The 11601-nt window shown below is 68.5% G+C and carries 16 protein-coding genes and 1 pseudogene; 12 read left to right on the top strand and 5 right to left on the bottom strand.

Features of this window, described 5'->3' with window-relative positions; genetic code table 11:
* The 5 genes and pseudogenes from PGN14_RS14440 to PGN14_RS14420 all read right to left on the bottom strand — a co-directional run.
* Window positions 1-634: pseudogene (locus tag PGN14_RS14440) on the bottom strand (cobaltochelatase subunit CobT); the annotation flags it as partial.
* Window positions 634-1020: a type II toxin-antitoxin system VapC family toxin gene (locus PGN14_RS14435; protein WP_335300286.1), complete on the bottom strand. Its 387-nt coding sequence runs from the start codon at window positions 1018-1020 to the stop codon at window positions 634-636. The gene PGN14_RS14435 and the pseudogene PGN14_RS14440, both read right to left, overlap by 1 nt.
* Entirely contained in the window at window positions 1020-1301 is a 282-nt protein-coding gene (locus PGN14_RS14430) for a type II toxin-antitoxin system Phd/YefM family antitoxin (protein WP_335300285.1), read from the bottom strand. Before PGN14_RS14430 ends, PGN14_RS14435 begins: the two co-directional genes overlap by 1 nt.
* 44 nt (window positions 1302-1345) lie before the next feature.
* A complete protein-coding gene (cobS, locus tag PGN14_RS14425) occupies window positions 1346-2350 on the bottom strand; it encodes a cobaltochelatase subunit CobS (RefSeq protein ID WP_335300284.1) in 1005 nt (334 codons plus the stop codon).
* A gap of 55 nt (window positions 2351-2405) precedes the next feature.
* Entirely contained in the window at window positions 2406-3089 is a 684-nt protein-coding gene (locus PGN14_RS14420; protein ID WP_335300283.1) for a winged helix-turn-helix transcriptional regulator, read from the bottom strand.
* Window positions 3090-3163: 74 nt separating this feature from the next.
* Here PGN14_RS14420 and PGN14_RS14415 point away from each other — a divergent pair, with 74 nt between their 5' ends.
* From PGN14_RS14415 to sucD, 12 genes are all read left to right on the top strand, one after another.
* Window positions 3164-3598, top strand: coding sequence for a VOC family protein (locus PGN14_RS14415; protein WP_335300293.1), 435 nt, complete (start codon window positions 3164-3166; stop codon window positions 3596-3598).
* A complete protein-coding gene (locus PGN14_RS14410; RefSeq protein ID WP_335300282.1) occupies window positions 3598-4299 on the top strand; it encodes a glutathione S-transferase family protein in 702 nt (233 codons plus the stop codon). The genes PGN14_RS14415 and PGN14_RS14410 overlap by 1 nt, the downstream gene beginning before the upstream one ends.
* Window positions 4296-5018, top strand: a complete 723-nt coding sequence (locus tag PGN14_RS14405) for a DUF1428 domain-containing protein (protein ID WP_335300281.1) — start codon at window positions 4296-4298, stop codon at window positions 5016-5018. The genes PGN14_RS14410 and PGN14_RS14405 overlap by 4 nt, the downstream gene beginning before the upstream one ends.
* 19 nt (window positions 5019-5037) lie before the next feature.
* Window positions 5038-5499, top strand: a complete 462-nt coding sequence (locus PGN14_RS14400; RefSeq protein WP_335300280.1) for a VOC family protein — start codon at window positions 5038-5040, stop codon at window positions 5497-5499.
* Window positions 5448-5834 carry a VOC family protein gene (locus tag PGN14_RS14395; protein WP_335300292.1) on the top strand — a complete coding sequence of 129 codons (387 nt, stop codon included), beginning with the start codon at window positions 5448-5450 and terminating at the stop codon, window positions 5832-5834. The genes PGN14_RS14400 and PGN14_RS14395 overlap by 52 nt, the downstream gene beginning before the upstream one ends.
* Window positions 5835-5850: 16 nt before the next feature.
* On the top strand, window positions 5851-6321 hold the full coding sequence (locus tag PGN14_RS14390; RefSeq protein ID WP_335300279.1) for a VOC family protein: 471 nt from the start codon (window positions 5851-5853) through the stop codon (window positions 6319-6321).
* A gap of 171 nt (window positions 6322-6492) precedes the next feature.
* Window positions 6493-7275 (top strand): succinate dehydrogenase iron-sulfur subunit, encoded by a 783-nt coding sequence (locus tag PGN14_RS14385; protein ID WP_335300278.1) that lies wholly within the window; start codon window positions 6493-6495, stop codon window positions 7273-7275.
* Between the two features lie 4 nt (window positions 7276-7279).
* Window positions 7280-7753 carry a PaaI family thioesterase gene (locus PGN14_RS14380; RefSeq protein ID WP_335300277.1) on the top strand — a complete coding sequence of 158 codons (474 nt, stop codon included), beginning with the start codon at window positions 7280-7282 and terminating at the stop codon, window positions 7751-7753.
* Between the two features lie 62 nt (window positions 7754-7815).
* Complete coding sequence (gene zapE / locus PGN14_RS14375; RefSeq protein WP_335300276.1) at window positions 7816-8919, top strand: cell division protein ZapE; 1104 nt, start codon at window positions 7816-7818, stop codon at window positions 8917-8919.
* 265 nt (window positions 8920-9184) lie between these two features.
* Entirely contained in the window at window positions 9185-10147 is a 963-nt protein-coding gene (gene mdh, locus PGN14_RS14370) for a malate dehydrogenase (protein ID WP_335300275.1), read from the top strand.
* Between the two features lie 56 nt (window positions 10148-10203).
* Window positions 10204-10500 carry a GIY-YIG nuclease family protein gene (locus tag PGN14_RS14365; RefSeq protein ID WP_335300274.1) on the top strand — a complete coding sequence of 99 codons (297 nt, stop codon included), beginning with the start codon at window positions 10204-10206 and terminating at the stop codon, window positions 10498-10500.
* Between the two features lie 54 nt (window positions 10501-10554).
* Window positions 10555-11439, top strand: coding sequence for a succinate--CoA ligase subunit alpha (gene sucD, locus PGN14_RS14360; RefSeq protein ID WP_335300273.1), 885 nt, complete (start codon window positions 10555-10557; stop codon window positions 11437-11439).
* Window positions 11440-11601 lie beyond the last annotated feature (162 nt).

Here is an 11601-nt window from a genome sequence, read left to right as displayed (position 1 = left end):
GCGGCTCCTGCTCGCCTCGACGAGTTCCAGATCCTCCAGCAGCTTGCGCGTCAGCCCCTGGAACGCGCGCTGGTCGTCGAGCGCCAGCGCCAGCGCCTCCAGATCGGTCTTCTCCCCGATCCACTCGCGCACCAGCGCCAGCCCCGGCTCGGCCGCGGCCGGTGCCGGCTGCCCGGTCAGCGCCTCGCGCACCAGCAGCTGGAGCGCGGTCGACAGCGGCACCTCGCTGCGGTTGCGCGCGCGGGTGATCGGGTCGGCGCGCAGCCGCACGTCCATCGCGCTGGCGAGATTGTCGGTGATGCCCTGATAGCCGCGACTACCCAGCGCCTCGACCCGCGCCGTCTCCACCGCGTCGAAACACCGCGCGCGCGACCGCCTCCGCCGGCGCACCCTTGGCATGGAGCGCGGTGTCGTGGTGCCGCAACCGCAGCGCGAAACTGTCCGCGAACCCGCGCGCCTCCGCCACCTGGTCGGCGGGCAGCGTCCGCGCGGGCATCGGCACCTTCAGATGCTTGCCCGACTGCGCCGGCGCGTCCGCGGTGAAGGCGAGCTCCAGCTCCGCCTCGTCCGACAGCGCCCGCGCCGCGCCGCCCAGCACGTTCTTGAACCGATCGAGGGGGGTGTCGTTGGCCATTACCAGAGTGTCTCACAGCCGAAATCGAGGATGGCGCGGTCGCGCGTCACCAGCACCAAACCTTCCACCAGAGCTTGCGCGGCGAGGATGCGGTCGAACGGGTCACTATGTATCCCGGGCAATGCTCCGGCGCGCAAACCGTGGGTCATCGATACCGCCAGCGGGCGGAACCCGTCGTCGGCGATCGCCTGCTCGAATCGGGGCATACGATCCTCTATGGCCGCCAGTTTTCCTCGCCGGACCTTCATCGCGATCTCCCAGCCGGTCGCCGCGCTGACGAACACCTCGTTGCCGGCATCCTCGATCACCCGTCTCGTCCGCTCCGGCAATGCCGCATCATCCAGCCACCACCAGAGCAGCGCGTGAGTATCGAGCAGCGTCCGCATCAATCGTCCGACGGACAGATGCTGCGCTCTTCGATCTCGCGCCATTCTTGATCGGTGAAGCAGGGCGCCATCACCTCGTCATACGACAGCTTCAGCCCCTTCCACCGCCCCGGCACGCGTTTCTTCGGGGCGGGCGGGTCGATCGGCACTAGCTTGGCATAGGGCACGCCCGCCTTGGCGACGATGATCTCCTCACCCGCATGGGCGCGATCGATCAGCCGCGAAAAGTTCGTCTTCGCGTCGTGGACGTTGAAGGTCTTCTGCGGATCGGCCTCTGCCATCGCTTGTCTCCCGGGTGGACTAATATCCTAGTCCACCCCTGCCCTCAAGCCTTCCCCACCACGCTCTCGGGCAGGTCCTTGCCGAACACGCGCTGGTAATATTCCGCCACCAGCGAGCGCTCCGCCTCGTCGCACTTGTTGAGGAACGACAGCCGGAACGCGAAGCCGACATCGCCGAAGATCATCGCATTCTGCGCCCAGGTGATGACCGTGCGCGGGCTCATCACGGTCGAAATGTCGCCGTTGACGAAGCCGCGGCGCGTCAGATCGGCGACGCGGACCATGTTCTCCACCACCTTCTTGCCCTCGGGCTTGTCGTACTCGCCCGACTTGGCGAGCACGATCTGCGCCTCGGTGACCGCGGGCAGGTAATTGAGCGTGACCACCACGTTCCAGCGGTCCATCTGGCCCTGGTTGATCTGCTGCGTGCCGTGATACAGCCCGCTGGTGTCGCCCAGACCGATCGTATTGGCGGTCGCGAACAGGCGGAAGTGCGGGTTCGGGCGGATGACGCGGTTCTGGTCGAGCAAGGTCAGCTTGCCCTCCGTCTCCAGCACGCGCTGGATCACGAACATCACGTCGGGGCGCCCGGCGTCATATTCGTCGAAGACGAGCGCGGTCGGCGTCTGCAACGCCCAGGGCAGCAGGCCCTCGCGGAATTCGGTGACCTGCTGGCCGTCCTTCAGCACGATCGCGTCGCGCCCGACCAGGTCGATGCGGCTGATGTGCGCGTCCAGGTTGATGCGGATGCACGGCCACTTCAGCCGCGCCGCCACCTGCTCGATATGGCTCGACTTGCCGGTGCCGTGATAGCCCTGCACCATCACGCGTCGGTTGTGCGCGAAGCCGGCGACGATCGCCAGCGTCGTGTCGGGATCGAACACATAGGCGGGGTCGAGGTCGGGCACCCGCTCGTCCGCCTCGGAGAAGGCGGGGCATTGCATGTCGCTGTCGATCCCGAACAGGTCGCGCACGCTGACCATCTTGTCCGGCGCGTCCAGGATCGTGGTGTCCCGGCTGTCGGGCTGGGTGTTCGGGATATCGGTCATCGGATAAGCCGTTCGCTGGAGTAGGCCCAACCAGTGAGAACGGATCGCGCCCGCGTCAACCCGGCGCGTGCGGCATCCGTGCCTTCTCCGGCAGGTGGAAGAGGTCGATGAACGCCTCCGCACCGGCGCGGTTGCCGTGGAAGACGAGGTCGCCGGCCGCCTCCGCCGCGTCGACCGGGCGCTTGCCATAGATGATGCCCGCCAGCACCTCGGGCACGGTATCGAACACCACCTCCCCCGCGGCCGGCGCCCGCACGATCGGCAGCGCGCCGTCCGCCAGCCGCGCGACGAAGGAGTCGCGCGGGAAGCGGAAGCCGAGCGTCAGCGTCATGCCCCGCGCCCGCGTGCGGTCGATCATGGTGCGCAGCGACAGCATCATCGACGCCGCCGACAGCGGCAGCGTGGGGTCGTGCGCGGGCGAGCGCGCCGCCCAGCGCCCCAGCGCCTGGATCGTCTCCTCCGCCTGATAACCCCAGGGGGTCAGCTCGTAGAGCGGCGACGGCGCGCCGTGGCGCACCAGCACGCCGGCGCGCGCCAGCCCGTCGAGCCGCTGCGTCAGCACATTGGCGCTGATCCCCGGCAGCCCGGCGCGCACCTCGGAAAAGCGCCGCGCGCCGAACATCAGCTCGCGCACGATCAACATCGACCAGCGCTCGCCCAGCAACTCCAGCCCCAGCGCGGTGCCGCATGCATCGTCATACCAGCGCATCGCCGACTCGGTTACTTTTTCTAACTTCATGGTTGTTTTTACTAACCGATGCGCGCATCAAAGGCAAACAACGAGTCGCATAGGAGAGCGATGCCGTGACCAAGATGATCTTCATCAACCTGCCCGTCACCGACGTGGCGCGCGCCACCCGTTTCTACGCGGCGCTGGGCTTCACCCGGAACCCCGCCTTCTCCAACGAACAGGCGAGCGCGATGGTCTGGTCGGAGGCGATCCATGTGATGCTGCTCGACCATGCGTTCTACGCCACCTTCACCAACAAACCGATCGCGGATGCGCACGCTGCCAGCGCCGCGCTCTATTGCCTGTCCTTCGACAGCCGCGACGGCGTCGACGCGATCACCGCCGCGGCGCGCGACGCGGGCGGACGCGAGGTGCGCGCGATCGAGGACCAGGGCTTCATGTACGGCGGCGCGTTCGAGGATCCCGACGGCCACACCTGGGAGACCATGTTCATGGAGGCAGGTGCCGAGGACATCATCGCCGAGCAGAACGCCGCCGCCCCGGCGGGAGCGGCGTGATGCAGACCCCCGTCATCACCGCGTTCGACTGGGTGCCCGATTTCGCGCGCGGGCAGGTGCGCGACCTGCGCGTGCGCTGGGCGCTGGAGGAGATCGGCCGACCCTATACGGTGCGCTATCTGTCGCAGGGCCAGCAGAAACAGCCCGATCATCGCGCGCGTCAGCCCTATGGCCAGGTGCCGACCTATGAGGACGGCGCGGTGACACTCTACGAATCGGGCGCGATCGTGCTCCACCTCGCCGAGGGCACCGCGCTGCTCCCGACCGATCCGGCCGCCCGCGCGCAGGCGCTGGAATGGTCGTTCTCCGCGCTCAACACGGTCGAACCGCCGATCATGGACCAGGCGATCGCCACCTTGTTCGAGGCGGACAAGCCGTGGTCCGCACCGCGCCTGCCCGCGATCGAAGCGCGCATCCGCGGACGGCTGGCGGAAACCGCGGCGCGACTGGACGACCGCGAATGGTATCGCGACACGTTCAGCGCGGGCGACCTGCTGATGGTCGCGGTGCTGCGCATCCTGCGCGACGACCCGCTGCTGGCGGAGCAGCCGACGCTCGCCGCCTATGTCGCGCGCGGCGAGGCGCGCCCCGCCTTCCAGCGCGCGCTGGCGGACCAGCTGGCGGGCTTCACCGGCGCGCCGCCGCCCGAATTCGCCGCCTGGCTGGAGCAGCAGAAGCAGCGTGAGGGAGAAACCGCATGACCTATGTCGAAGGCTTCCTGACCCCCGTCCCCGTCGCCAACCGCGATGCCTATCGCGCCCATGCCGACCGCGCCGCGGACCTGCTGCTGGAACTGGGCGTCACCCGCATGGTCGAGACATGGGGCGAGGACGTCCCGCACGGCACCCGTACCGACATGCATCGCGCGGTACAGGCGACCGCGGACGAGGCGGTGCTGTTCAGCTGGTTCGAATATCCCGATCGCGCCACCCGCGACGCGGCCAACGACCGCATCCGCAACGATCCCCGCTTCGCCGCGATGGGCAAGGACATGCCGTTCGATGCGCGCCGGATGATCTATGGCGGGTTCGCCGCGGTTAGCGACTCGGGCGACGGAACCGGCACGGGGTTCGTCGACGGCGTCGTCCTGCCGCTCCACGGCGGCGCCGGCGACGCCTATCGCGATCATGCCGCCGCGCTCGCGCCGCTGTTTCTGGAGCATGGCGCGCTGCGCGTGCTCGACGCCCGCGCCGACGACGTGCCCGCCGGCGAGGCCACCGACTTCGCGCGCGCGGTCGCGATCGAGGGCGCGGAGCAGGTCGGCTTCGGCTGGGTCGAATGGCCCTCGCGCACGGTGCGCGACGACGCCTGGAACCGCCTGATGGCGGACGGCCGCATGGCCGCGGCGGGCGATCCGCCGTGGAACGGCCAGCGCATGATCTTCGGCGGCTTCTCGGTCCTGCTCGACCGCACCGCCTGACCCATTTGCCCGGAGACGCATGATGACCAACCCGCATGGCACCCCCGTCTGGTATCAGCTGGTCAGCCCCGATCCTGACGCCGCGGAGGCCTTCTACGGCCACGTCCTGGGCTGGACCACCGCCCCCGACGATCCACCCCCGCCCCCGGGCGAGAACCAGTTCGATTATCGCGAGTTCGTCGCGCCCCATGGCGAGCGGATCGGCGGCCTGATGGCACCCCCGCCGTTCGCCGGCATGGAACCCGGCTGGTGCTTCTACGCCGTGGTCGAGGACGTCGATGCCGCGATCGAGAAGGCTGTGGCGGCGGGGGCGCAGGCACCGATCCCCGCGGTCGACCTGCCCGGCACGGGACGCATCGCGCTGCTGGTCGATCCCGACGGCCACCGCTTCTACGTGATGAGCGGCCCCGCCGCCGACCGCTCGCAGGCATTCCACGCGAGCGAGCGCCCGCGCCCGGCCATGCGGTATGGAATGAGCTGACCGCCGCCGATCAGGACCGCTCCTTCGCCTTCTACGCCGATCTGCTCGGCTGGCACCATGCCGGCGCGATGCCGATGGGGCCGTTGGGCGACTATAAGTTCATCCAGTCGGGCGGCGTGGCGATCGGCGCGTCGATGAACACCCCGCCCGGCGGCGCGCCCGGCTGGCGCTTCTATTTCGCGGTCGACGACATCGACGCCGCGGCGGCGCGGCTGACGCACGGCGGCGGCACCATCCTGCAGGGACCGGACGAGATCCCCGGCGGCCGCTATTCGGTGGTCGCGCACGATCCGCACGGCACCGCCTTCGGCCTCGTCGGCCCGCGCCGCGCCTGATCGGGAGGAGGATGATATGGACAAGGTCGTCACCTGGCTGTGGAGCAACGGCACCGCGGAGGAACAGGCGCGTTTCTACACCGCGCTGGTCCCCGACAGCGCGATCACCGGCATCATGCGCGCGCCGCTCGACAACCCCTCCACCCCGGCCGGCGCCGTGCTCACGGTCGAGTTCACGCTGGCGGGGCGCCACTTCGCGCTGCTCAACGGCGGCGACACCTTCCGCCAGAGCGAGGCCGCCTCGCTGATGATCCTGTGCGACGACCAGGCGGAGGTCGATCGCTACTGGGACGCCTTCCTCGCCGACGGCGGGACCGAGAGCGCGTGCGGCTGGCCCAAGGATCGCTGGGGCGTGTCGTGGCAGATCACGCCGGTCCGCCTGCTGGAACTGAACAGCGATCCGGTCCACGGCCCGAAGGCGATGGCGGCAATGATGGAGATGCGCCGCATCGACATCGCCGCGCTGGAGCGTGCGATAGCCTCTTGACCGGCCCGGCCGCGCAATAGCCTCTTGAGCCGCCCGGCTTAGTCGTTACTTAGGCGGGCAAGAGGGCGCAGGTTTGCGGCCGCCGCCGCGATCCTGTACCCGCCTGCCCACGACCGGGACCGGCGCGCGACCGTGCGTGCCGGCCGCCGACCGACTAGACGAGACGCGCGCATGGCCGAGTTCACGCTCCCGAAGAACAGCAAGATCAAGGGCGGGCGCAAGATCCCCTCGCCGCAACCGGGCGGCGCGATGCGCAACTTCAAGATCTACCGCTACGATCCCGATTCGGGCGAGAACCCGCGCTACGACACGTTCGAGGTCAATCTCGACGAATGCGGCCCGATGGTCCTCGACGCGCTCATCAAGATCAAGTCGGAGCAGGACGCCAGCCTCACCTTCCGCCGCTCCTGCCGCGAGGGAATCTGCGGCTCCTGCTCGATGAACATCGACGGCAAGAATGGCCTCGCCTGCACCACCGCGATCGAGGACGTGAAGGGCGAGGTGAAGATCACGCCCTTGCCCGCGATGGACGTCATCAAGGATCTGGTGCCCGATTTCACGCGCTTCTACGCGCAATATGCCTCGATCACCCCGTGGCTGCAGACGGTCACCCCGCCGCCCGCGGGCAAGGAGCGGCTCCAGTCGCCGGCGGAGCGCGCGAAGCTCGACGGCCTGTACGAGTGCATCCTGTGCGCCTGCTGCTCGACCTCCTGCCCCAGCTATTGGTGGAACAGCGACAAGTTCCTCGGCCCGGCGATCCTGCTCCAGGCGTATCGCTGGCTGGCCGACAGCCGCGACGAGATGACCGGCGAGCGGCTCGACGCGCTGGAGGATCCGTTCCGCCTGTATCGCTGCCACACGATCATGAACTGCGCCAACGCCTGTCCCAAGGGGCTGTCGCCGGCCAAGGCAATCGCCGAGATCAAGAAGATGGAAGTCGAGCGGATCGTCTGATCCCGTGGAGCGATACGACGACCCCCGGCCCGAGTTCCTGTACGAGGAACATCCCGATCACCCCGGTTGGATGCGCTGGGGGTTCAAGGATCCGACGCGCTACAACGCCTTCCTGGGCGAGATGATGGTGCGCGCGGAGGATAACCCGGACAGCCGCCCAAGAGCGTTCGTGCGGATGACGCCAGAGCGGCAGCATTCCAACCTCGCCGACCGGATGCACGGCGGCGCGCTGCTGGGGTTCATCGACGTCGCGCTGTTCGCGGCGGCGCGCAGCTTCGGGCTGATCGGCGCGGGCACCGCGGTGACGCTCGACCTCAACACCCATTTCATCGGCGGCGGGCGCATCGGCGAGGCCGTCGAGGCGCAGGTGGAGCTGCTGCGCGAAACCGGGCGGCTGCTGTTCCTGCGCGGGCTGGTGGTGCAGGGATCAGACACCGTGGCGGAGTTTTCGGGCACGATCCGCAAGCCGGGGCGGTAGCCCCGTCACCCCGGACTTGATCCGGGGTCCATCGCTCCGCAACCCGGCATGACGGGAATGACATGACGGTACTCCACGCCTACGACCAGCTGATCGCCGCGGGCGAGCTGCGCCCCGATCCCGAACAGCGCGCCGCCGCCGAACGCCTCAACACGCTCGCGAAGGAACTGGCCCACCCCCGCACCACCGGCTTCTTCCGCCGCCGCGCCGTGCCCGCGCGCGGCATCTACCTGTGGGGCGACGTGGGTCGCGGCAAGTCGATGCTGATGGACCTGTTCTACGCGCAGGTCGCACTGCCGGCCAAGCGCCGCGTCCATTTCGCCGAGTTCATGCTGGAGGTCCACGGCCGCATCGCGATCGAGCGCCGCAAGGAGCTGGGCGATCCGATCGCCCCCGTCGCCGCGGCGCTGGCGGAGGAGGCGCGGCTGCTCGCGTTCGACGAGATGATGGTCACCAACAGCCCCGACGCGATGATCCTCTCGCGGCTGTTCACCGCGCTGATCGAGGCGGGAGTGACGATCGTCACCACCTCCAACCGCGCGCCGCGCGACCTCTACAAGAACGGCCTCAACCGCGAGCATTTCCTGCCCTTTATCGCGCTGATCGAGGAGCGGCTGGACGTCCTGGCGCTCAACGGCCCGGTCGACTATCGCCGCGACCGGCTGGGGCAGCAGAATACGTGGCTGGTGCCCAACGGCGCGGCGGCGACCGCGGAACTGTCCGCCGCCTTCTTCCGCCTGACCGACTATCCGCCCGAGGACCGCGAGCATGTGCCGTCGGAGGAGCTGGTGGTGCAGGGCCGGGCGCTGCGCGTGCCCAAGGCGCTGAAGGGCGTCGCGGTGTTCAGCTTCCGGAAGCTGTGCGGCGAGGCGCGCGGGTCGGCCGACTATCTCGCGATCGCGCGGCGCTATCACACCGTCATCCTGGTCGGCGTGCCGGTGCTGGGTCCGGAAAACCGCAACGAAGCCGCGCGCTTCGTCAGCCTGATCGACGCCTTGTACGAGCATAAGGTGAAGCTGCTGGCGGCGGCGGATGCCGAGCCGGACGTGCTGTACCCGCGCGGCGACGGCGCGTTCGAATTCCAGCGGACGGTGAGCCGGCTGGAGGAGATGCGGTCGGAGGAATATCTGCAAGAAGGGCACGGCGCCGCGGGCGAGACGGCGTAGCACGGCTACGCCGCACGCCCGCCAGCCCGGCCAGCGCAGCACAGCGCGCCACAAGGCGCAGCTTTGCTGCGTCTGACGGCGCGCGGGCCAGATCCCCTCTCCGTCACCCCGGATCAAGTCCGGGGTGACGATCGACCTTATCGCTCCTGCGAACCATTTGCAGTAAAACTTTTAAGACTCATGCTTTAGCGGGTTGCCCCTGAAGAACGAAGGGCGTAGGCGGCATGACCATTCACACGCACGTCAACGCACGGAAGGGGATGGGATGGCTCGCAAGAAGATCGCGCTGATCGGCGCCGGCAATATCGGCGGCACGCTCGCGCACCTGGCAGCACTCAAGGGCCTGGGTGACATCGTCCTCTTCGACGTGGTCGAGGGCGTGCCGCAGGGCAAGGCGCTGGACCTCAGCCAGTGCGGCCCGGTCGAGGGCTTCGACGCCACGATCACCGGCACCAACGATTATGCCGACATCGCCGGCGCGGACGTCATCATCGTGACCGCAGGCGTGGCGCGCAAGCCGGGCATGAGCCGCGACGACCTGCTGGGCATCAACTTGAAGGTGATGAAGGCGGTCGGCGAGGGCATCAAGGCCAATGCGCCCGACGCGTTCGTGATCTGCATCACGAACCCGCTTGACGCGATGGTGTGGGCGCTGCGCGAATTCTCCGGCCTGCCCGCCAACAAGGTCGTCGGCATGGCCGGCGTGCTCGATTCGGCGCGCTTCTCGCACTTCCTCGCCGAGGAGTTCGGCGTGTCGGTGAAGGACGTGAACACTTTCGTGCTCGGCGGCCACGGCGACACGATGGTGCCGGTGCTGGAATATTCCACCGTCAGCGGCATTCCGGTCGCCGATCTGATCGAGATGGGCTTCTCCACCAAGGAGAAGGTCGACGAGATCATCAAGCGCACGCGCGGCGGCGGCGGCGAGATCGTCGCGCTGCTGAAGACCGGCTCGGCCTATTACGCGCCCGCCACCAGCGGCATCGCGATGGCGGAGGCGTATCTGTATGACCAGAAGCGCATCCTGCCCGCCGCGGCGAACCTGTCGGGTGAATATGGCATCGACAACCTCTACGTCGGCGTGCCCGTCGTGATCGGCGCCGGCGGCGTCGAGAAGGTGGTCGAGGTGAAGCTGTCGGACGAGGCGAAGGCGAACCTTCAGGTCTCGGTCGACGCGGTCAAGGAACTGCTGGTCGCCTGCAAGGGCATCGACGGATCGCTGGCGTAAGAAGGAGTTGATACCACCCCGGCGCAGGCCGGGGTCCAGTTGGGATGTCCCCGGCGATGATCGGATCGGCCTATGTCTATCTCATGGCCAGTCGCCGCAACGGGACGCTCTATCTGGGATCGACGGTGAACTTGCCGAAGCGGGCTTGGGAGCATCGCAACGGCGCCGTCGAAGGGTTCACGAAACGATACGGCTGTCATCTGCTCGTCTGGTACGAAGCGCACGACAGCTGGGAAGCCGCACGGCAGCGCGAGCTGCAGATGAAGGAGTGGAGGCGGGACTGGAAAGTGCGGGAGATCGAGGGGCTCAACCCGGAATGGGACGACCTCTACGATCGCATCGCCCGACCATGACGGCCTTCCCAACTGGACCCCGGCCTACGCCGGGGTGGTAAGGATGGAACGCGAATGAGCATCCTCGTCGACAAGAACACCAAGGTCATCACCCAGGGGATGACCGGCAACACCGGCAGCTTCCACACGCAGGCGGCGCTCGATTACGGCACGCAGATGGTCGCCGGCGTCACCCCGGGCAAGGGCGGCACGACGCACCTGGGCCTGCCGAACTACAATACCGTGCACGAGGCGGTCGCCGCCACCGGCGCCACCGCGTCGGTGATCTACGTGCCGCCGCCCTTCGCCGCGGATTCGATCCTGGAAGCGATCGATGCCGAGGTGCCGCTGATCGTCACCATCACCGAGGGCATTCCGGTCCTCGACATGGTGCGCGTCAAGCGCGCACTGTCGGGCAGCAAGTCGCGGCTGATCGGCCCGAACTGCCCCGGCGTGCTGACGCCCGGCGAGTGCAAGATCGGCATCATGCCCGGCAACATCTTCCGCAAGGGCTCGGTCGGCGTCGTGTCGCGCTCGGGCACGCTCACCTATGAGGCGGTGTTCCAGACCTCGAACGCCGGGCTGGGCCAGACCACCGCGGTCGGCATCGGCGGCGATCCGGTCAACGGCACCAACTTCATCGACGTGCTGGAGCTGTTCCTGGCCGACGAGGCGACCCAGTCGATCATCATGATCGGCGAGATCGGCGGCTCGGCCGAGGAAGAGGCGGCGCAGTTCCTGAAGGACGAGGCGAAGCGCGGCCGCAAGAAGCCGATGGCCGGCTTCATCGCGGGCCGCACCGCGCCGCCGGGACGTCGCATGGGCCATGCCGGCGCGATCGTGTCGGGCGGCCAGGGCGGCGCGGAGGACAAGATCGCGGCGATGGAAGAGGCCGGGATCAAGGTCGCCTCCTCGCCGTCCGAACTGGGTTCCACGCTGCTGAGCGTGCTGAACAAGTAACCGCTCTCCCTCTCCCCGCGGGAGAGGGAGGGAGCCGCCGTCAGGCGGCGGAAGGGTGAGGGCGATGGGCGCACTCACCCTCACCCTCCCACCCGGCACCGCATGCGCGGCGCCGGGCGGGCCCCTCCCTCTCCCGTCGGGAGAGGGGCCTGAGGAAGAAGA

Source organism: Sphingomonas adhaesiva (assembly GCF_036946305.1).
GTDB classification, from domain to species: domain Bacteria; phylum Pseudomonadota; class Alphaproteobacteria; order Sphingomonadales; family Sphingomonadaceae; genus Sphingomonas; species Sphingomonas adhaesiva_B.
This window is presented reverse-complemented; position numbering and strand designations above follow the sequence as displayed.

Coding starts and splice junctions, on each gene's coding strand:
- PGN14_RS14415 (WP_335300293.1), top strand. CDS start 3,164: ATGATCTTCATCAACCTGCCCGTCACCGACGTGGCGCGCGCCACCCGT.
- PGN14_RS14400 (WP_335300280.1), top strand. CDS start 5,038: ATGATGACCAACCCGCATGGCACCCCCGTCTGGTATCAGCTGGTCAGC.
- mdh (WP_335300275.1), top strand. CDS start 9,185: ATGGCTCGCAAGAAGATCGCGCTGATCGGCGCCGGCAATATCGGCGGC.
- zapE (WP_335300276.1), top strand. CDS start 7,816: ATGACGGTACTCCACGCCTACGACCAGCTGATCGCCGCGGGCGAGCTG.
- PGN14_RS14435 (WP_335300286.1), bottom strand. CDS start 1,020: ATGCGGACGCTGCTCGATACTCACGCGCTGCTCTGGTGGTGGCTGGAT.
- PGN14_RS14390 (WP_335300279.1), top strand. CDS start 5,851: ATGGACAAGGTCGTCACCTGGCTGTGGAGCAACGGCACCGCGGAGGAA.
- PGN14_RS14410 (WP_335300282.1), top strand. CDS start 3,598: ATGCAGACCCCCGTCATCACCGCGTTCGACTGGGTGCCCGATTTCGCG.
- PGN14_RS14365 (WP_335300274.1), top strand. CDS start 10,204: ATGATCGGATCGGCCTATGTCTATCTCATGGCCAGTCGCCGCAACGGG.
- cobS (WP_335300284.1), bottom strand. CDS start 2,350: ATGACCGATATCCCGAACACCCAGCCCGACAGCCGGGACACCACGATC.
- PGN14_RS14385 (WP_335300278.1), top strand. CDS start 6,493: ATGGCCGAGTTCACGCTCCCGAAGAACAGCAAGATCAAGGGCGGGCGC.
- PGN14_RS14405 (WP_335300281.1), top strand. CDS start 4,296: ATGACCTATGTCGAAGGCTTCCTGACCCCCGTCCCCGTCGCCAACCGC.
- sucD (WP_335300273.1), top strand. CDS start 10,555: ATGAGCATCCTCGTCGACAAGAACACCAAGGTCATCACCCAGGGGATG.
- PGN14_RS14420 (WP_335300283.1), bottom strand. CDS start 3,089: ATGAAGTTAGAAAAAGTAACCGAGTCGGCGATGCGCTGGTATGACGAT.
- PGN14_RS14430 (WP_335300285.1), bottom strand. CDS start 1,301: ATGGCAGAGGCCGATCCGCAGAAGACCTTCAACGTCCACGACGCGAAG.